This is a genomic window from Kitasatospora sp. NPDC086791 (assembly GCF_040685975.1).
Classification (GTDB): domain Bacteria; phylum Actinomycetota; class Actinomycetes; order Streptomycetales; family Streptomycetaceae; genus Kitasatospora.
In genome coordinates this window covers 25,244-43,829 of sequence record NZ_JBFBOC010000035.1, presented here as the reverse complement: position 1 = coordinate 43,829, position 18,586 = coordinate 25,244, and the positions used below count along the sequence as shown (strand labels likewise).

General features: G+C 74.2%; 15 protein-coding genes. 10 read left to right on the top strand and 5 right to left on the bottom strand.

The genetic code is table 11. The features are described from left to right. Positions 1–99: 99 nt before the first annotated feature. A complete protein-coding gene (locus AB0Q99_RS29765; RefSeq protein WP_363576676.1) occupies positions 100–645 on the bottom strand; it encodes a DinB family protein in 546 nt (181 codons plus the stop codon). Positions 646–749: 104 nt separating this feature from the next. Next, positions 750–1,325: a nucleosidase gene (locus tag AB0Q99_RS29760; protein ID WP_363576675.1), complete on the bottom strand. Its 576-nt coding sequence runs from the start codon at positions 1,323–1,325 to the stop codon at positions 750–752. Positions 1,326–1,847: 522 nt separating this feature from the next. Between AB0Q99_RS29760 and AB0Q99_RS29755 the strand changes: the two genes are divergently transcribed. From AB0Q99_RS29755 to AB0Q99_RS29710, 10 genes are all read left to right on the top strand, one after another. After that, positions 1,848–3,239 carry a hypothetical protein gene (locus AB0Q99_RS29755; RefSeq protein WP_363576674.1) on the top strand — a complete coding sequence of 464 codons (1,392 nt, stop codon included), beginning with the start codon at positions 1,848–1,850 and terminating at the stop codon, positions 3,237–3,239. 22 nt (positions 3,240–3,261) lie between these two features. Continuing rightward, positions 3,262–4,233: a glutamate ABC transporter substrate-binding protein gene (locus AB0Q99_RS29750; protein ID WP_363576673.1), complete on the top strand. Its 972-nt coding sequence runs from the start codon at positions 3,262–3,264 to the stop codon at positions 4,231–4,233. A gap of 267 nt (positions 4,234–4,500) precedes the next feature. Next, complete coding sequence (locus AB0Q99_RS29745) at positions 4,501–5,868, top strand: hypothetical protein (protein WP_363576672.1); 1,368 nt, start codon at positions 4,501–4,503, stop codon at positions 5,866–5,868. A gap of 5 nt (positions 5,869–5,873) precedes the next feature. Further along, on the top strand, positions 5,874–8,471 hold the full coding sequence (locus AB0Q99_RS29740) for a tetratricopeptide repeat protein (RefSeq protein ID WP_363576671.1): 2,598 nt from the start codon (positions 5,874–5,876) through the stop codon (positions 8,469–8,471). 3 nt (positions 8,472–8,474) lie between these two features. Further along, on the top strand, positions 8,475–9,752 hold the full coding sequence (locus AB0Q99_RS29735) for a PP2C family serine/threonine-protein phosphatase (protein ID WP_363576670.1): 1,278 nt from the start codon (positions 8,475–8,477) through the stop codon (positions 9,750–9,752). A 148-nt stretch (positions 9,753–9,900) separates the two neighbouring features. After that, positions 9,901–11,265: a VWA domain-containing protein gene (locus AB0Q99_RS29730; protein ID WP_363576669.1), complete on the top strand. Its 1,365-nt coding sequence runs from the start codon at positions 9,901–9,903 to the stop codon at positions 11,263–11,265. 73 nt (positions 11,266–11,338) lie between these two features. Then, positions 11,339–12,502, top strand: a complete 1,164-nt coding sequence (locus AB0Q99_RS29725) for an FHA domain-containing protein (protein WP_363576668.1) — start codon at positions 11,339–11,341, stop codon at positions 12,500–12,502. Positions 12,503–12,659: 157 nt separating this feature from the next. Then, positions 12,660–13,577 (top strand): ABC transporter ATP-binding protein, encoded by a 918-nt coding sequence (locus AB0Q99_RS29720; RefSeq protein ID WP_363576667.1) that lies wholly within the window; start codon positions 12,660–12,662, stop codon positions 13,575–13,577. After that, positions 13,574–14,722: an ABC transporter permease gene (locus tag AB0Q99_RS29715; protein WP_363576666.1), complete on the top strand. Its 1,149-nt coding sequence runs from the start codon at positions 13,574–13,576 to the stop codon at positions 14,720–14,722. Before AB0Q99_RS29720 ends, AB0Q99_RS29715 begins: the two co-directional genes overlap by 4 nt. A gap of 130 nt (positions 14,723–14,852) precedes the next feature. Next, on the top strand, positions 14,853–15,257 hold the full coding sequence (locus AB0Q99_RS29710; RefSeq protein WP_363576665.1) for a globin: 405 nt from the start codon (positions 14,853–14,855) through the stop codon (positions 15,255–15,257). A gap of 52 nt (positions 15,258–15,309) precedes the next feature. Here the strand turns inward: AB0Q99_RS29710 and AB0Q99_RS29705 are convergent, their stop codons facing one another. The 3 genes from AB0Q99_RS29705 to ettA form a co-directional block, all read right to left on the bottom strand. After that, positions 15,310–16,002: a hypothetical protein gene (locus AB0Q99_RS29705; RefSeq protein WP_363576664.1), complete on the bottom strand. Its 693-nt coding sequence runs from the start codon at positions 16,000–16,002 to the stop codon at positions 15,310–15,312. Positions 16,003–16,054: 52 nt separating this feature from the next. Then, on the bottom strand, positions 16,055–16,549 hold the full coding sequence (locus AB0Q99_RS29700; RefSeq protein WP_363576663.1) for a thioesterase family protein: 495 nt from the start codon (positions 16,547–16,549) through the stop codon (positions 16,055–16,057). A 128-nt stretch (positions 16,550–16,677) separates the two neighbouring features. After that, positions 16,678–18,342: an energy-dependent translational throttle protein EttA gene (gene ettA, locus AB0Q99_RS29695; protein ID WP_363576662.1), complete on the bottom strand. Its 1,665-nt coding sequence runs from the start codon at positions 18,340–18,342 to the stop codon at positions 16,678–16,680. Positions 18,343–18,586 lie beyond the last annotated feature (244 nt).

The window sequence follows — 18,586 nt, the reverse complement described above, 5'->3', positions numbered from 1 at the left end:
CGAGGCCGACCGCGACCTCCCGCAGCCGCGCCAACGCCTCGGCCTCGGTGGGGACTTCGAGGCCGAGCGCGGCGGCGGCCGCGGCCAGGGCGGCCGCCGTCAGCGCCCGACCGCGCCGTCCAGTTGCTCGCGGATGATGTCCGCGTGACCGGCGTGCCGCCCGGTCTCCTCGATCATGTGGACCAGCACCCACCGCAGCGACGGCCCCTGGGCGACGTCGGGTCGCAGCGAGCGCACGCCCGGCCGGTCGAGGTCCGGGGCGGCCGCGGCCACCGCGTTGGACCGGGCGATCGCGTCCCGGTACGCGGCGACCTCGGCGGCCACGGTCGCGCCGTCCAGCGGGACCTCGTCCGACTGGCGCGGCTTGTCGCCCGCGCCCTGGTAGGCCCACTCGAACCAGTTGTGCTCGACCACGGCCAGGTGCCGCACCAGCCACAGCAGGCTGGTGCCGGAGGCCACCCCGGGGCGCCGGGCGTCCTCGTCGGAAAGCCCGTCGACCTTGGCGATCACCGCCCCGCGCAGGTAGTCGAGGAAGGCCAGCAGGGTGGTCGGCTCGTCCGCGTCGGTGCTCGGCGGGCGGGTGTCGGTGAGCTTGCTCGGCGCGACGGGCGCGGCGTTCTCGGTGTTCTCGGTGTTCTCGGTCACCGCGCCACCCTAGCCATCACCCCTGCTCCGGGACACCGGGTTTGAGCCTCCGTCACCAGCCTCGGTCACCGGCCTCCGCCGGTGCCCACCGTCACCGGCTCCCGTCACCACCCCTGCGCGGTCACCCAGCCGGCGAGGTGCCGGGCGCAGTCGTCCACCGACTCCCGCCAGCTGTGACCGGCACCCTCCCCGGCCTCGTCGCTGACGTGCTTGACCAGCCGCACCGGCACCCCGGCCCGGTGCGCGACGGTGGCGACGGCGTAGCCCTCCATGTCGACCAGGTCGGCGTGCTCGGCGAGCCGGTCGCGGGCGGCCGGGTCCGAGACGAACAGGTCGCCGGTGGCCAGGACCGGTCCGTCGCCCTTGCCGATCACCAGCGGCGCGCCGTACTGCCGCCCGGTGAGCGCCTGCAGGGCGGCGGTGTCCAGGTCGTGCTGGATCACCTGGACCACGTGGTGGGTGCCCTCCCAGCCGGGGCGCAGCGCGCCGGCCGTGCCCAGGTTGATCACCTCGGAGGGCTTCTCGCCCTGGGCGAGGACGGCGGCCAGCGCGGCGGCGGCGTTGACCTTCCCCATCCCGGTGAGCAGCACGGGCAGCCGATCGTCCAGGTGGGCGGCTTCCTCGCGGACGGCGACGACGAGCAGCGGGCGGTCGGGCGAGATCGTTCCAAGCAGGCGCATGTGCTCATCGTACGGAGCGCGGGGGTGCCGCACCCGGGAGCGCGCGCCCACGAACGGACCCCCGCGCTCCGCCCGATCGGGGGAACCGCGCGGGGTGCGGAGCGCGTCGGACGGTTCGCCACCTCTCGTACGGGTGACGCCACGGACCACGACCCGGACGGCACCACAGCGGCGGACGGGCAGCGGACGGGCGACGAACGAGCGGGGACGAGCGGCGCAGGAACGGCGTACGCGCGGCGTACGCGCGGCCCGGGCGGCGCGTACGAACCGTACGAGGGCGTGCGGGAACCGTGCACGACATTCTCAAGATCGGCGCAAGTCGGGTGTGGCCGGGGGGAGTCGCGGCCATACTGCTGCCATCGGCCGGGCCCCGGGGAACGGGTCCGGCCCCAGGGGAGGATGAGGCGGGTGGCGACACCAGTAGGCAGCGGCGCACCGGGCGCCGCGGTCCCGGCCCGGCCCGGCCGGCCGCCGGGAGCACCGGCACCGGGGGCACCGGCCGCGACCGGGACACCGGTACTCGTGAGACCCGGCGGCGCCCCGGCGCCCGGGCCCGGCGGCGCTCCGGCCCGGCGCCCCGGGGCGGTCGCCGCCACCGGCGTCCGCGCCCGGCTCGCGCAGGCCACCCGGACGGCGCCCGGCCGGTTGCGGCTGGCCGGGGTGGTGCTCACGGTGGCCACCGTGGCGTTCGGCGCGCTCACCGCCTGGCAGTTGGAGACCAGGGCACAGGCCGCCGACCGGGTGGTCTCGTACAGCCAGCCGCTCAGCCGGGACGCCGCCGAGATCCACCGCAACCTGGCCGACGCCGCCACCACGGCCGCGACCGGCTTCCTGCTGGCCGGCGCCGAGCCGAAGGCCGTCCGGGACCGCTACGAGCAGGACCTCGCCACGGCCGCCAAGCTGGTCGCCCAGGCCGCCGCCCGGACCACCTCGACCTCTCCCGGGCAGGACTCGCTCGCCCGACTGAACCAGCAACTCCCGTTGTACGCAGGCCTGGTGGAGACCGCCCGGGCCGACAACCGGCAGGGCATCCCGCTCGGCGGCGCCTACCTGCGGCACGCCTCCGAGCAGATGCAGACCGTCCTGCTGCCGGCCGCCGCCGAACTGGCCGCCACCGAGAACGACGAACTGGCGAAGGACTACGCCGAGGCCAAGTCGGTGCCGTGGGGGGCGTACGGCCTGGCGGTGATCACCCTGGCGGCGCTGGGCTGGGTGCAGCTGACGCTGTTCCGCCGCACCAACCGGGTGTTCAACATCGGGCTGCTGGGCGCCACCGCCGCCGTGCTGGCCGGGGCGCTGTGGCTGACCGTCACCGGGCTGACCACCAGCGCGGCGCTCAAGCGCAGCGACAGCGAGGGCGCGTCCCCGCTGCGGGCGCTCAACTACGCCCGGGTGGACGTGCTGACCGCCCGGCTGGCGGAGAACCTGCACCTGGTCGCCCGCGGCTCCACCACCAAGTACGCCGACCAGTGGACCAAGGCCACCGAGCACCTGGACGGGGCCGCGGTCAAGGGCGACCTGCTGGAGCGGCGCACCGGCTCGCTCCCGGAGGCCGTCCGGCTCGCGCCCGCGGCCGCCGAGCAGGACGTGCGGGACGCGGTGCGGCAGTTCGACGACTGGCACCAGAAGCACGACGCGGCCCGGAAGCTGGAGGTCGACAACGCCGACTACCAGGGCGCCCTGGACGCGACCGTGTCGGCCGCCGCCGACGCGCCCACCGCCGACGCCGCCTTCAACGCCACCGACCGGGCGCTCGCCCGGGCCGCCGACATCGAGCAGGGCCGGTTCGAGCAGTCCGCCGAGGGCACCGGCGGGGACCTGCGCACCGCCGCCGTCGCGGCCGCGCTGCTCGGTCTGGTGGCCGCGGCCGCCGCGCTGCGGGGCCTGGGCCGACGACTGGCCGAGTACCGGTAACCGGTAAGGGGGAAACGGACAGATGCGCACCAGAACCGTACGGACCAGGCCCTTCGGCGCCCTGGCGCTGCTGGCGGCCGGCGCCGTGGTGCTCGCCGGGGGCGGCCCGGTCGGCGCCGCACCGACCACCGCGACGACCGGGACCACCGCGACCGCCGGGGACGCCGCGCAGCGGGCGGCGCAGCAGGAGACGGGCGCGGCCGACACCTGCGACGTCACCAAGAGCGTGCCGCCGAGCACCGAGGACGGCCCGGCCGTGAAGGCCATCAAGGCCAAGCGCAGCCTGGTGATCGGCGTCGACCAGAACAGCTACCGCTGGGGCGCCCGCAACCCGAACACCGGCCAGATCGAGGGCTTCGACATCGACCTGGCCCGGGCGATCGGCGCCGCCGTCATCGGCGACCCGGACAAGGTGGTGCTCAAGCCGGTCGCGACCGCCGACCGGATCGACGCCATCAAGAAGGGCCGGGTCGACCTGATCGTCCGCACCATGACGATCAACTGCAAGCGGATGGAGGACGTCGCCTTCTCCAAGCCGTACTTCAACATCACCCAGCGCGTCCTGGTGCCCAAGGCCTCCCCGGCGAAGACCATCGACGAGGCGGTCAAGGGGCGGACGGTCTGCGTCGCCGACGGCTCGACGGCCCAGACCGTGGTCACCGGCATGAAGACCGCCGGACAGGTCGTCACCGTGGGGAACCAGCTGGACTGCCTGGTGCTGCTGCAGCTCGGCAAGGCGGACGCCGTCATGACCGACAACGGCCTGGCGGCCGGTCAGGCCGCCCAGGACCAGACCGTCCGGATCGTGGACGGCGAGGCGCAGCCGGAGGTCATCGGCGTCGCCATGCTGAAGGAGAGCCCCGACCTGACCGCCCGGGTCAACCAGGTGCTGGCCGACTACTACGCACGCGGCGACTGGACCCGTTCGTACGAACACTGGCTCAAGCCGTACATGCTCAACGAGGCCGACCACTACTGGCCCGGCACGCACTGAGCGGCGCGCAGCGCACGGCGCAGCCGGCCGGCGGACGCAGTGCCAACCGCAGTGGGAGGCGCACGGACGAACACGGGAACGAGCGGCGGGGCGGACCGGCCCGGGGCGTTGACACGGTCTTGACGCCCCGCGCCCGTTCCGCCCGAACGGTCACCGGCTATGGTTCGGGACGATCACCGCGGGGAGACCCGTGGTGGACACGGGGGTTGTCGTGGGATCGCACGTCACGCACGTCGGGATCGCACGCGAGGAAGGAAGGACACCGCGGTGGCGGCATCGGCTGGCCCGGTACTGAGCCGGGAGGAGGTGGACCGCGCGCTGGCGCGCCTCGGCGCGGAGCGGGACGCGGTCGAGTCGGCGCTGCTCGCCCTGCAGGACCACCCGGGTCTGCGGCTGCTGGACGGCGCCGAGCTGGCCGGGCGCACCCTGGAGCGCTGGTCGGTCGCCGGGAAGGGCCTGCCGCTGCTCTGGGCACTGTTCGACCGCTACTCCGAGGCGCTGGCCTCGGCGCGCGCCGTCCGGGCCCGCAAGGCCAAGCCCGGCGGGCCCGAACTCGCCGAGCTGAGCGAGCTGTTGACCGGCGACGCGGTGACCGTCCCGGGCGGCGCGGTGCCGGACGGTCCGCAGTTGCTCGGCGCGCCCGCCAAGCTGGTCGAGCGGATCAGCCTGGACGCGCTGATGGCGCGGATGAACTCCTGGTACGGGACCGTGCTGGAGGTGGTCAGCGCCGCCGACGCGGTCTGGTCGGCGCTGCCGGCCCGGATCGACCTGCTGCTCGCCGAGCTGAACCGGGTGCGGACGCTGGCCGGCTCGCTCGGCGTACGGGCGGGCGCCCACCCGTTGGGCGACGACCTGTCGGCGATCGAGAAGGACCTCACCGAGCTGCGCACCGAGGTGCACGGGGACCCGCTGGCGCTGTGGCGCCCGGCCCGGGTGCCCGCCCAGCGCGGCACGGTCCCGGAGGGATCGGCCTTCGCCGGCCCCGCCGGGGTGGTGGACACCGAGCGGTTCGACCGGGCCGGGCGGGCGCTGGACGGCGTCCGGCTGGAGCTGGAGGACCTGCTGCGGCTGCGCGACGAGGCCGAGGAGCGGCTGCAGGGCGTCGGCGACCTGCTCCAGCGGGCCGACGCCACCCTGGCCGAGGCCCGCCGGGCGCGCGGCGAGGTGCTGGCGAAGATAGCGTCCAGCGACGTCCCGGCGGTGCCCGGCCCGGCCTCGGCGCTGCGCGAGCGGATCGTCGCGGCGCTGGACCTGCGCCAGGCCGGACAGTGGGGCCGACTGGCGCCGCTGCTGGACGCGCTGGAGGACGCCGCCGCCAAGGAGTTGGCCCGGGCCCGGCAGTCGCTCACCGAGGTGACCCAGCCGCTGGCCGTCCGGGCCGAGCTGCGCGGCCGGCTGGACGCCTACAAGGCGATGGCGGCACGGCTGCGGGTCTCCGAGGACCCGGAAGTGATCGAGCGGTACGAGAAGGCGCGCTGGCTGCTGTGGAGCGCGCCGTGCGACCTGCGGGCGGCGGCCGCCGCGGTGGCCCGGTTCCAGCAGTCGCTGCGGCCGGCCCAGACCGAGGCCGGGACCGCGCAGGCTCAGGAGGCGGCCGGCCGGCCGCCGGTCGACGGACAGGTTCAGGGGGGCTGAGGTAGATGGGCGAGACGTGCGCACGGTCGGACTGCTCAGGCGGCGGCCGGATCGACGCCGACGGCTACTGCGACGAGTGCGGACTGGCCCCGGAAGGCGGGACCACCGCGACGACCGGGGCACCCACGACGGGAGCGGCGGGGGCGAAGGCGGGGGCGGAGGCGGGCACACCGGCGGGGGCCGGTGCCGCCGGCCCCGGGTCGGCCTGCCCGCGCGACTGCTCCGGCACCATCGACCCGGACGGCTACTGCGACGAGTGCGGCCTCACCCCGCCCGGCCCCGACACCGGCGTCACCCAGCCGTACGTCCCGTCCGCCCGGGCCTCCGCCCCGGACTCCGGCCGCAGCGGCTCGGTCCGCTCGATGTCGGCCCGCACCGGCTCGGCCCGCTCGATGTCCGGCCGCTCCCGTTCGCACCGCTCGACCCGCACCGGCAGCAGCCGCTCGGTCTCGGTGCGCTCGACCCGGGGCAGCACCAGCGCGGGCACCCGCAACCGGCTGGGCGCCGGCCTGGTCACCGTGCCGACCGTCGAGACGGCCGACCCGGCCCGGGCGGTGCTGGACAACCCGGAGGTGCCCGAGCGCAAGCGGTTCTGCTCCAAGTGCGAGGCCCCGGTGGGCCGGGAGAAGAACGGCCACCCGGGCCGCCCGGACGGCTTCTGCACCAAGTGCGGCACGCCGTACTCGTTCACCCCCAAGCTGCGCCGGGGCGACCTGGTCGGCGGGCAGTACGAGGTGGTGGGCTGCCTGGCGCACGGCGGGCTCGGCTGGATCTACCTGGCGGTGGACCGGCGGCTCGACGACAAGTGGGTGGTCCTCAAGGGCCTGCTGGACACCGGGGACGAGGACGCGCTGGCCGCGGCCGTCGCCGAACGGCGCTTCCTGGCCGAGGTGGACCACCCGAACATCGTCCGGATCATCAACTTCGCCGAGCACCCGGACCTGCGCACCGGCGCCACCGACGGCTACATCGTCATGGAGTACGTCGGCGGCAAGTCGCTCAAGGACATCGCCAACGAGCGCCGCACCCCGGACGGCCGGCGCGAGCCGCTGCCGGTCGAGCAGGCGATCGCGTACGCGCTGGAGGCGCTGCCCGCCCTGGGCTACCTGCACGGCCGGGGCCTGGTGTACTGCGACTTCAAGATCGACAACGCGATCCAGAGCGGCGACACGCTCAAGATCATCGACATGGGCGCCGTCCGCCGCCTCGACGACGACGGCCCGATCTACGGCACCATCGGCTACCAGGCCCCGGAGATCGCCACCGAGGGCCCCTCCCCCGCCTCCGACCTGTACACCGTGGCCCGCACCCTCGCGGTGCTCACCTTCGACTTCCAGGGGTACAGCGGCACCCACCGCGACTCGCTGCCCGGCCCGGAGGACGTCGAGGCCTTCGCCCGGTACGAGTCGTACTACCGCCTGCTGGTGCGCGCCACCGACCCGGACCCGGCCCGCCGCTTCGCCTCCGCCGAGGAGATGGCCGATCAGCTGACCGGCGTGCTGCGGGAGATCCTGGCCCTCCAGAACGACCGCCCCTACCCGGCGCTCTCCACCCTCTTCGGCCCCGAACTGCGCGTCGTGGACACCGAGTTGGTGCTGCCCACCGAGCAGGCCGGGCAGCTCCGGGTGGCCGGCCTGGACCCGGCCGGCGCCGCCCTCGCCCTGCCCATCCCCCGGGTGGACCCGGGCGACCCCAATGCCGGCTTCCTCGCCACCCTGCTCTCGCCCGACCCCGAGGAGGCGCTCGTCGCCCTGGCCGGCGCACCGGCCGTCTCGGTGGAGAGCCGGCTGCGCGAACTGCGCGCCCTGCTCGAACTCGGCCGCCACCGCGAGGCCGAGACCCGCCTCGACGAACTGGAGCGGGACCAGCCGGACGACTGGCGGGTGGTCTGGTACCGCGGCCTGGCCGCCCTGGTCGGGGCCGCCCAGGAGCCCTCCGGTGACTCGGACCCCGAGCACCCGGAGGCGGGCGGGCGGATCGCGGCCCTGCGGGCCGGCGCCGAGGCCTTCGACGCGGTCTACGACGCCTTCCCCGGCGAGGCCGCGCCCAAGCTGGCCCTCGCCATCTGCGCCGAACTGCTCGGCGACGCCGGTGACGCGGCCGAGTTCTACCGGCTGGTGTGGGCCACCGACCAGGCCTACCTGAGCGCCGCCTTCGGGCTGGCCCGGGTCCGGCTGGCCGAGGACGACCGACCCGGCGCGGTCCGCGTCCTGGAGTCCGTCCCGGCCACCTCCAGCCAGTACACCGCCGCCCGGATCGCCGCCGTCCGGGCCCGGCTGCGCGAGCGCCCCGCCACCGACGAACTGGCCGCCGACCTCGGCGCGAGCTCCGCGCAGCTGACCGCACTGCGGCTGGACGACCGCCGCCGCGAGGAGCTCTCGGTCGAGGTGCTCGGCACGGCCCTCGGCTGGCTCGGCGCCGGGTCGGCCGGGGTGGCGAAGGCCGCCGACCTGGTCCTGCTGGGACGTCCCGCGCAGGAGCGGGAACTGCGCTTCGCCCTGGAGCAGTCCTACCGGGTACTCGCCCGGTTGGCCGACCGGGCGGAGACCAGGATCGAGATGGTGGAGCGGGCCAACCGAGCCCGTCCCAGGACGTGGGTGTAGCCGATGCCGCAGCAGACCGAGTGCCCGAGCTGTTCCGAGCCGATGGACCCGGAGGACGCCTACTGCGGCTCCTGCGGGGCCGGTCGGAACGGCCGGGCCGCCCCGGGCGCGATGCCCACCGGCTGGGCCACCGCCCGGGGTGAGGCCGTGCCCCAGCAGCGCGGGCCGGTCTGCGTGCACTGCGGGCAGCCGCAGGTCGCCGCGGACGGCTACTGCGAGGGCTGCGGCCAGGCCCAGCCGCGCCCGCGCGACCACATGGAGAAGGCGCTCGCGGGCGTCGCCGGGGTCAGCGACCGCGGCGTGCGCCACCACCGCAACGAGGACAGCTTCACCGTCGCCGCGAGCTCGCTGCCCGGCGGCGGGCCGGTCGTGGTCGCCGTGGTGTGCGACGGCGTCTCCTCCTCCGACCGTCCGGACGAGGCCTCGGCGACCGCCGTCGACGCCGCCTCCGAGTCGCTGCTGACCTCGCTGGAGGCCGGCCGGGACCCGAACGAGGCGATGCGCGCGGCCGTCGCCGACGCCGCCAAGGCCGTCGCCGACCTGGCCACCGGCGGCTCCGGCCCGGTCCGGCCCGACCTCAACGCGCCCGCCTGCACCTTCGTCAGCGCGATAGCGGCGGGCAGCCGGGTCACCATCGGGTGGGTCGGCGACACCCGGGCGTACTGGATCCCGGACGACCGCGCCGCCGCCGAGCCCTTCCGGCTCACCCAGGACGACTCCTGGGCGGCCCGGATGGTCGAGGCCGGGCTGATGAGCGAGGCCGAGGCCTACGCCGACCCCCGCGCGCACGCGATCACCGGCTGGCTCGGCGCCGACGCCGAGGAGGTCGTACCGCACACCCTCGACTTCACCCCGCACGTCCCCGGAGTGGTGCTGATCTGCACCGACGGACTGTGGAACTACGCCGAGGCGGCCACCGACCTGGCCCACTACGTCCGCCCGGACGCCCGCACCGAGCCGCTCGCGACGGCCCGGACCCTGGTGAAGTTCGCGGTCGCCGCCGGCGGCCACGACAACATCACCGTCGCGGTGCTGCCGATCGACCCGCCCGCCGTGCCGGTCGAGGAGACCGAGCGGAGCCCCACGGCGCTGGACCTGCCGGTGCCGGGACGGGCCGCGCACCCGGCCCCGGAGGACGACGAGGACCACGACCCGACCCTGCCGGACCTCCCGGTGATCGGTTCCCCCGCCGCCCCGCTGCCCCCGGCCCCGCCGCTCCCGCCGGCACCGCCCGCCGCACCGCCCGTCCCTCCGCAGCCGCCGCAGCCGCCGACGGCCTGACCCGCCGTCCTCCTGACCCGCCGTCCGCCCGACAGCACGGCGCCACGACAGCGCGACACCGCGGCACCACGGTCCGCCGGCCCACCGGCGGACCGCCCCACCGTCCTGATCGCATCCACCCCCTCACCCGACGGGAGCCGACCGCCCCATGGCAACACTGGCGAAGCCGAACCTGCCCAGGTTCGACGTGGAGATCTTCCAGAACGAGTACCTGGCCGACGGCGCCCGCGAGGTCAACGCCATCGTCACCGTCACCTCGACCGGCGGCGGCACCTCCGGCGGCCGCCCGCTCGGGATCACCGACGCCGGCCCGGCCGGGACCGGCACCGGGGCCGAGGCGGCCGCCGCCGTGGTGATCCTGGTGGACTGCTCGGGGTCGATGGACTACCCCAAGACCAAGATCAACGGGGCCCGCGAGGCCACCGCCGCGGCCATCGACGCGCTGCGCGACGGCACCGCCTTCGCCGTGGTCGCCGGCACCCACGAGGCCCGCGACATCTACCCCGGCGACGGCACCCTCGCCACCGCCTCCGCCACCACCCGCGAGCGGGCCAAGGAGTCGCTGCGCCGCCTGACCGCGGCCGGCGGCACCGCGATGGGCACCTGGCTGACCAAGGCCGACAAGCTCTTCCTGACCCGCCGCGACATCGCCATCCGGCACACCATCCTGCTCACCGACGGCAACAACGAGCACGAGTCGGCGGAGGACCTGGCCCGTACCGTCGAGCGGGTCACCGGCCACTTCACCGCGGACTGCCGGGGCGTGGGCACCGACTGGCGGGTCGACGAACTGCGCACCATCTCCTCGGCGCTGCTCGGCACCGTCGACATCGTCGCCGAGCCCTCCGGCCTGGCCGAGGACTTCCGCTCGATGATGACCGGGGCGATGGGCAAGCAGGTCGCCGACGTCGCGCTGCGGGTCTGGACCCCGGCCAACGCCACCGTGAAGTTCGTCAAGCAGGTCGCCCCCGCGGTCGAGGACCTGACCGCCCGCCGGACCGAGGCCGGGCCCCGGGCCGGCGACTACCCCACCGGCTCCTGGGGCGACGAGAGCCGCGACTACCACGTCTGCGTCCAGGTCCCGGCCGCCGCGATCGGCAGCGAGATGCTCGCCGCCCGGATCAGCCTGGTGCTGCCGCAGGTCGGCGGCGGCACCCCCGAGGTGCTCAGCCAGGGCCTGGTCAAGGCGGTCTGGACCGACGACCTGGCCTCCTCCACCCGGATCAGCCCGCAGGTCGCCCACTACACCGGGCAGGCCGAGCTGGCCTCCTCCATCCAGGAGGGCCTGGAGGCCCACCGCGCCGGGGACGTCGACACCGCCACCGCCAAGCTGGGCGCCGCCGTCCGGATCGCGCACGCGACCGGGAACGAGGGCACGTACAAGCTGCTGCAGAAGGTGGTGGACGTGGTGGACCCGAAGGAGGGTACGGTTCGGTTCCGTAAGAACGTGAGCGAGGCCGACTCGATGACCCTCGAGACCCGGTCCACCAAGACGGTACGTGTGAAGAAGTGACCGCTGAAGACGTGACCGGACCGGCACCCCGGCGCGACGCCGCACCCAGCCGGCCCGAAACGAGGGGGACCTGATGCCGATCTGCCCGAGGGGCCACGAGTCGCAGGCCGAGGACTGGTGCGACTTCTGCGGCTTCCCGATGACGCCGCCGGCCCCGAACCCCGGCGCACCCGGTGCCCATGGCGCTCACGGGGGCTACCCGGGGACGCCCGGCGGCGACCCCTCGCCCGGCGCACCCGCCGGGCACCCGGAGCACGGCGGGGCGCCCTTCGGTGCGCCGCCGATGCCCCCGCCGCCGCCCGCGCCCTTCCCGCACCCGGGTCCGACTCCCCCGCCGGGCGCCTTCCCGCCGCCCGGCGGCTACCCGCCCGCCGGCCACCCGGCGGCGCAGGGCCTCACCGAGGGCCTGACCGTCTGCCCGATCTGCCGCAGCCCGCAGACCGGCCGGTTCTGCGAGGACTGCGGCTACGACTACGAGCTCGCCACGCCGTCGCGCCGCCAGGCCCCGGCCGCCGGCGCGCCCGCGCCCGGCCCGGCCCAGCCGCCCCCGCTGAACATCCCGGCGGCGTACGGCGGTGCCCCGCAGCAGCCGCAGGCCCCGGCGCAGCCGCACACCTACGGCTACCCGCCCGCCTTCGGCCAGGAGGGGCCCACACCGGAGGGCGCGTTCCCCGAGGGCACGTTCCGCGAGGACTCCGGTCCGGTGTACGCCCAGCCGGCCGGCCCCGGCCCGAACAACCGCGGCGGCGACTTCGGCACCTCCTTCCACCTCGCCCCGCCGCAGCCGCAGCAGCCCCAGCAGGAGGCCGCCCCGGCCGAGCCGGTGCGCACCACCTGGATCGCCGTGGTCGCGGCCGACCGGGACTACTTCACCGACATGATGGCCCGCAGCGGCCCCGAGGCGGCCGGCCTGTTCTTCCCGCCGTACTGCCCCGAGCGCCGGATCCCGCTGACCGGCCGCGGCCAGCTGCGGATCGGCCGGCGCAGCCAGCACCGGGGCACCGTGCCGGAGATCGACCTGTCGGTGCCCCCGGAGGACCCGGGTGCCTCGCACCAGCACGCGCTGCTCGCCGAACAGGCGGACGGCAGCTGGGTGCTGGTGGACCAGGACTCGACCAACGGCACCACCATGAACGGCGGCGCGGACCCGGTCTCCCCGCACACCGCGGTGCCGCTGAACGACGGCGACCGGATCCACATCGGCGCCTGGACGACCATCACGGTGCACCGCGCCTGACGCCCCCCTGAGCGCGCGTCAGCAACAACTCCGGCCGGGCCGGGCGGAATTCGACATTTCGCCCGGCCCGGCCTTTCTCCCCGGCTCCTCAAAGGATCTGCAAATCCCGCCCCCGCGGTGTGCACAGGACACCCCGGGACCCCTATTCTCAGGGCCCATGACTGCAGCTATATCCGCCGACGGCATCCGTCAGCGGTACGGGGATGTGCAGGCCGTCGACGGGGTGTCCCTCACCGTCGAGGCCGGCGAGTTCTACGGGATCCTGGGCCCCAACGGCGCCGGGAAGACCACCACCATGGAGATCCTGGAGGGCGTCCGGAAACCGGACGAGGGCCGGATCGAGCTGCTGGGGATGGCTCCCTGGCCGCGCAATCCGAAACTGCTGCCGCGAATCGGCGTGCAGTTCCAGGCCTCCGCCTTCTTCCGGAAACTGACGGCCCGGGAGACCATCCGCACCTTCGCGTCGTTCTACGGGGTGGGCCCCAGGCGGGCCGACGCGATGCTGGAGCGGGTCGGCCTGGCCGACAAGGCCGGGACGCTGACTGACCAGATGTCCGGCGGCCAGGCCCAGCGCCTGTCGATCGCCTGCGCGCTGGCCCACGACCCGGAGCTCGTCTTCCTGGACGAGCCCACCACCGGTCTGGACCCGCAGGCCCGGCGCAACCTCTGGGACCTCCTGCGCGACATCAACGCCGAGGGCCGCACGGTCGTGCTCACCACGCACTACCTGGACGAGGCCGAGGTGCTCTGCGACCGGGTCTCGATCATGGACCACGGGAAGATCCTGCACACCGGCGCCCCGGCGGCGCTGATCCGCGAGATCGACGACACCGTCCGGATCAGCGTGGCCTCCGGCCAGCTGCCGGTCGACCGCGCCCGCGAGCTGCTGACCGCGGCCGGCGCCGACATCGCCACCCTGGAGGACGACACCGTCTCGCTCTCCGTCTCCACCCGCCTTCCGGCCCCGGTGCTCAGCGTCCTGGCCGAGCAGAACGCACTGCGCGGCCTCGAAGTGCGCGGCGCCACCCTGGAGGACGTCTTCCTCCAGCTGACCGGACGGGAGTTCCGCGCATGACCGCCACCACCCCCGCCGAGCCGAAGGTCCCCGCCCAGCGGGGCGGTCCGGCCGGCGCCGCCGCCGGCGAGCGGGAACGGGTCAGCGCGTTCTGGAGCCTGTCCCGCGCGATGCTGCTCGGCATGAAGCGCGACCGCACCGCGACCTTCTTCATCCTGCTCTTCCCGCTGGTGTTCCTGGTCTTCTTCGGCACCGTGTCCAAGGGCTCCGGCAGCCCGCACGCCAAGGTGGCGCAGGTCGGCGCGGTGAAGCTGTTCGACTCGATGCAGGGCCAGGCCCGGACGGCGCTGACCGACGTCCTCACCATCACCAGGACCGACGACGAGTCGGCCACCCTGGAGAAGGTCCGCAAGGGCGACTACGACGCGATGATCACGCAGGGCCCGGACGGCAAGGTCGAACTTCGCTACAGCGCCGCCGACACCGTCCGCGCCGGCGCGCTCCAGGGCATCCTCGACTCGGTGGTCCAGAGCGCCAACCAGGCCGCCACCGGCCAGCCCCCGGCCTACGTGCTGGACGCCCGGCAGGTCGAGGACAAGTCGCTCAAGCCGATCCAGTTCCTCACCCCCGGCCTGCTCGGCTGGGCCATCGCCACCGGCGCGGTGTTCGGCGCCGCGCTGACGCTGGTCAACTGGCGCAAGACCAAGGTGCTGCGCCGGCTGCGGCTGGCCCCGATCAACGCGGGCACGGTCGTCAGTTCCCGGATCGTGGTCTCACTGCTGACCGCGCTCCTGCAGAGCGCCGTCTTCCTGGTCGTGGCCACCAGCTTCTTCGGGCTCAAGCTCACCGGCGACTGGTGGCTGATCATCCCGCTGGTGGCCTGCGCGACGCTCGCCTTCATGTCGATCGGCCTGCTGGCCGGCTCGGTCGCCAAGACCGAGGAGGCCGCCAACGGCATCTCCCAGGTCATCGTGCTGCCGATGTCCTTCCTGTCCGGCTCGTTCTTCCCGCTGGACGGCGCTCCGGGCTGGCTGCAGACCGTCTCCAAGGTCATGCCGCTGCACTACCTGGTCAACTCCGCCCAGTCGGTGCTGACCCGCGGCGGCGGCGTGATGGACGCCCTGCCGACCATGGGCGGCCTGCTGCTCTTCGCGGCGGTGCTGACCGGCATCGCCTGGAAGCTGTTCAAGTGGGAGGACGCCTGACCGTTCCCCGCCTGACCGTTCCCCGGCGGCCCTCGCCCGCCGACGGCTGACCCCGATGGGGTCGTACGCCTCCGGACCCGCGCCTTTGGTCCTGGTGTACGACCCCGTCGGCGTCTGCGACCATGGTCGGGTGAGAGAGATCCGGCGGGGCACGTTGAGCGAGGAGACCTTCTACGACCAGGTCGGCGGTGAGCCGACCTTCCGACGTCTGGCCCACCGTTTCTACGAGGGCATCGCCGAGGACGAACTGCTGCGGCCGATGTACCCGGAGGACGACCTCGGCCCGGCCGAGGAGCGGATGGCGCTGTTCCTGATGCAGTACTGGGGCGGCCCGCGCACCTACGGCGAGCGGCGCGGCCACCCCCGGCTGCGGATGCGGCACGCGCCGTTCAAGGTCGACCGCGCGGCCCACGACGCCTGGCTGAGGCACATGGGGGCGGCCGTCGCGAGTCTGGAGCTGACGGCCGACCACGAGCGGCAGTTGCTGGACTACCTGACGTACGCCGCCGCCTCGATGATCAACACCGAGGGCTGAGCGGGGCCGCCGGTCGGCGGCGGGCCGGTGCGGGCCGCCTGATCGGGCCGCGCTATCCGACCGGGCTGAGCCCGAGCCCCGCGCCCGGCGCGGCCACGGTGCGCACCGCCACCGAGCCCGCTGGGGCGCTCAGCCGCAGCCAGCCGCCCGCCCGGTGCGCGGAGAGCGGGGCCCCGGGCTTCAGGAAGCCCATCACGTACGCGGCGTGCACCGCCCGTAGCGGCAGCTCCGGCAGCGCGGACACCGGACGGGACCAGATCTCGTCGGCCAGCGCGTCCAGCACCGTACGGGTCCGGTGGTGCGCTGGCACGGCCTCGCTGCGCTCGCGGAACTCCCGCACCCCGGCCATGAGTTCGGGGTACACCTCGGCCACCGGCGGGGCCCCGGCGGGCCGCCAGCCGGTGCGCGGCGGCAGCAGTCCGGCCCAGGCCGGGCCGGTCACCGGTGCGGGCAGCGCGACGCTGCCCCGCTCGCCGTCCACACCGTCCAGCAGTTGGCCCGCCGAGACGGTCAGGTCCACCGGCTCGTCGAGGCCGCCCAGCCGCGCGGTACGGATCGCCAGCGCGCCCGAACCGCCCAACGGCAGTCGCCCGAAGACCGCCAGCACGCCGTCCTCGGCGCCCGGCCCCACCGCCTGCAGGCGGACGGCCGCCGCCTTGTCGAAGCGCAGCAGGCGCAGCAGGAAGGCCGAGAGGTCGGCGGCCTCCCCGGCGTCGGTCAGGGCGAGACGGGCGGTGACGGTCAACGCGGTTCAGCTCTCATCATCACGTGGCGTTCGGACGGGGGTCAGCCGGCGGTCAGACCGCTGCGGGAACGGCGGCAGCGGGCACGGCGGCGGTCTTCGCGCTGCCGGCCTTCGCCTCGGCGTCGGCCCCGTCCAGGAAGCGGCCGAGGAACTCCCGCTCCACGGGCGAGATCCGGCGCGGCCGGCCCTCGGCCAGGTCGTAGGGGACGACCACGGTGGACGCCCGGACGTACACGGTCTCGGTGCCGTCCTCGGCGACGTCCTTGATCTCGTAGGAGACGGTCAGCGAGGCGCCGCCGATCTTCGTCACCCAGGTCTCGATGGTGACCGGCTCCGGCCGGTGCACCAGCGGGCGCTTGTAGTCGATCTCGTGGCGCGCCACCACCGAACCGCCCGCGAACTCCCCCGCACCGGCCGCGGCGGCCTGGGTGAACATGAAGTCGATCCGGGCCTCCTCCAGGTAGCGCAGGAAGACCACGTTGTTGACGTGCCCGAAGGCGTCCATGTCGGACCAGCGCAGCGGGCAGGCGTAGATGTGGCGAGCCACGGGTGTTCTCCTCGGTTCCGGTGGTCCGCCGCCGCCGTCGCCTCGCGGGCGACGGACGGTGGCGACGGGCCGCGGCCCGGCAGGCCGCCCCGGAGGGCAGTCTGCCGGGCCGTCGTGACAGCTGGGTGTCAGCCTCGGGTCAGCTTCTTGTACGTGGCCCGGTGCGGACGGGCGGCGTCGGCGCCGAGCCGCTCGATCTTGTTCTTCTCGTAGGACTCGAAGTTGCCCTCGAACCAGAACCACTTGCTCTCGCCCTCGTAGGCGAGGATGTGGGTGGCCACCCGGTCCAGGAACCAACGGTCGTGGGAGATGACCACGGCGCAGCCGGGGAACTCCAGCAGGGCGTTCTCCAGCGAGGAGAGCGTCTCGACGTCGAGGTCGTTGGTGGGCTCGTCGAGGAGCAGCAGGTTGCCGCCCTGCTTGAGGGTGAGCGCCAGGTTCAGCCGGTTGCGCTCACCGCCGGAGAGCACGCCGGCCGGCTTCTGCTGGTCCGGGCCCTTGAAGCCGAAGGCCGACACGTAGGCGCGGGACGGCATCTCGACCTGGCCGACGTTGATCCAGTCCAGACCGTCGGAGACGACCTCCCAGAGGGTCTTCTTCGGGTCGATGTTGGAGCGGGTCTGGTCGACGTAGCTGATCTTGACGGTCTCGCCGACCTTGACCGTGCCGCTGTCCGGGGTCTCCAGGTCCTGGAGCATCTTGAACAGGGTGGTCTTGCCGGCGCCGTTCGGGCCGATGATGCCGACGATGCCGTTGCGCGGCAGGGTGAAGCTGAGGTCGTCGATCAGGACCTTCTCACCGAAGGCCTTGTTGAGGTTCTCGACCTCGATGACGACGCTGCCCAGGCGCGGGCCCGGCGGGATCTGGATCTCCTCGAAGTCCAGCTTCCGCATCTTGTCGGCCTCGGCCGCCATCTCCTCGTAGCGGGCCAGGCGGGCCTTGGACTTCGCCTGGCGGCCCTTGGCGTTGGAGCGGACCCACTCCAGCTCTTCCTTGAGGCGCTTGGCGCGCTTGGCGTCCTTCTGCCCCTCGACCTTGAGACGGGACTGCTTGGTCTCCAGGTAGGTGGAGTAGTTGCCCTCGTAGCCGATCGCGCGGCCGCGGTCGAGCTCCAGGATCCAGCCGGCCACGTTGTCCAGGAAGTACCGGTCGTGGGTGACGGCGACGACGGTGCCCTTGTACTTGGCGAGGTGCTGCTCCAGCCAGTTCACCGACTCGGCGTCCAGGTGGTTGGTGGGCTCGTCGAGCAGCAGCAGGTCGGGGGACTCCAGCAGCAGCTTGCAGAGCGCCACGCGGCGCTTCTCGCCGCCGGAGAGCTTGGTGACGGCCCAGTCGCCGGGCGGGCAGCCCAGGGCGTCCATGGCCTGCTCCAGCTGGGCGTCCAGGTCCCAGGCCTCGGCGTGGTCCAGCTCCTCCTGGAGCTTGCCCATCTCGTCCAGCAGCGCGTCCGAGTAGTCGGTCGCCATCAGCTCGGCGATCTCGTTGAAGCGGTCGAGCTTGCCCTTGATCTCCTTGACGCCGTCCTGGACGTTCTCCAGGACCGTCTTGGACTCGTCCAGCGGCGGCTCCTGGAGCAGCATGCCGACGGTGAAGCCGGGCGAGAGGAAGGCGTCGCCGTTGGAGGGGTGCTCCAGGCCGGCCATCATCTTCAGCACGGTGGACTTACCGGCGCCGTTGGGGCCCACGACGCCGATCTTCGCTCCGGGGAGGAAGCTGAGCGTCACGTCGTCAAGGATGACCTTGTCTCCGTGAGCCTTGCGCACCTTGCGCATCGTGTAGATGTATTCCGCCACGTGAGATCGCTCCGGCGTCGTCGGGAGTAATTCGGCTTGCAGCCTTCCATTGTGCCGCACCCGGCCGCGGGCCCCGAACCGCCGGGGTGCCCCTCGGGGGTATCCCCGGTCCCGCCCGCACGAGCCCTCCCGCACTCCACCGGCCGCTGACCGGCCGACCCGCCCCGCCCACCGGTGCCCGGCCACGGAAAACACGGGAGCTCGCCCCGGGGAACCACGGAACGCCCCGGGAAACGCGGAAGCC

Excerpts from the sequence above, each read along its gene's own strand:
- AB0Q99_RS29760 (WP_363576675.1), bottom strand. The coding sequence starts at position 1,325 with ATGCGCCTGCTTGGAACGATCTCGCCCGACCGCCCGCTGCTCGTCGTC.
- AB0Q99_RS29750 (WP_363576673.1), top strand. The coding sequence starts at position 3,262 with ATGCGCACCAGAACCGTACGGACCAGGCCCTTCGGCGCCCTGGCGCTG.
- AB0Q99_RS29740 (WP_363576671.1), top strand. The coding sequence starts at position 5,874 with ATGGGCGAGACGTGCGCACGGTCGGACTGCTCAGGCGGCGGCCGGATC.
- AB0Q99_RS29735 (WP_363576670.1), top strand. The coding sequence starts at position 8,475 with ATGCCGCAGCAGACCGAGTGCCCGAGCTGTTCCGAGCCGATGGACCCG.
- AB0Q99_RS29730 (WP_363576669.1), top strand. The coding sequence starts at position 9,901 with ATGGCAACACTGGCGAAGCCGAACCTGCCCAGGTTCGACGTGGAGATC.
- AB0Q99_RS29725 (WP_363576668.1), top strand. The coding sequence starts at position 11,339 with ATGCCGATCTGCCCGAGGGGCCACGAGTCGCAGGCCGAGGACTGGTGC.
- AB0Q99_RS29720 (WP_363576667.1), top strand. The coding sequence starts at position 12,660 with ATGACTGCAGCTATATCCGCCGACGGCATCCGTCAGCGGTACGGGGAT.
- AB0Q99_RS29715 (WP_363576666.1), top strand. The coding sequence starts at position 13,574 with ATGACCGCCACCACCCCCGCCGAGCCGAAGGTCCCCGCCCAGCGGGGC.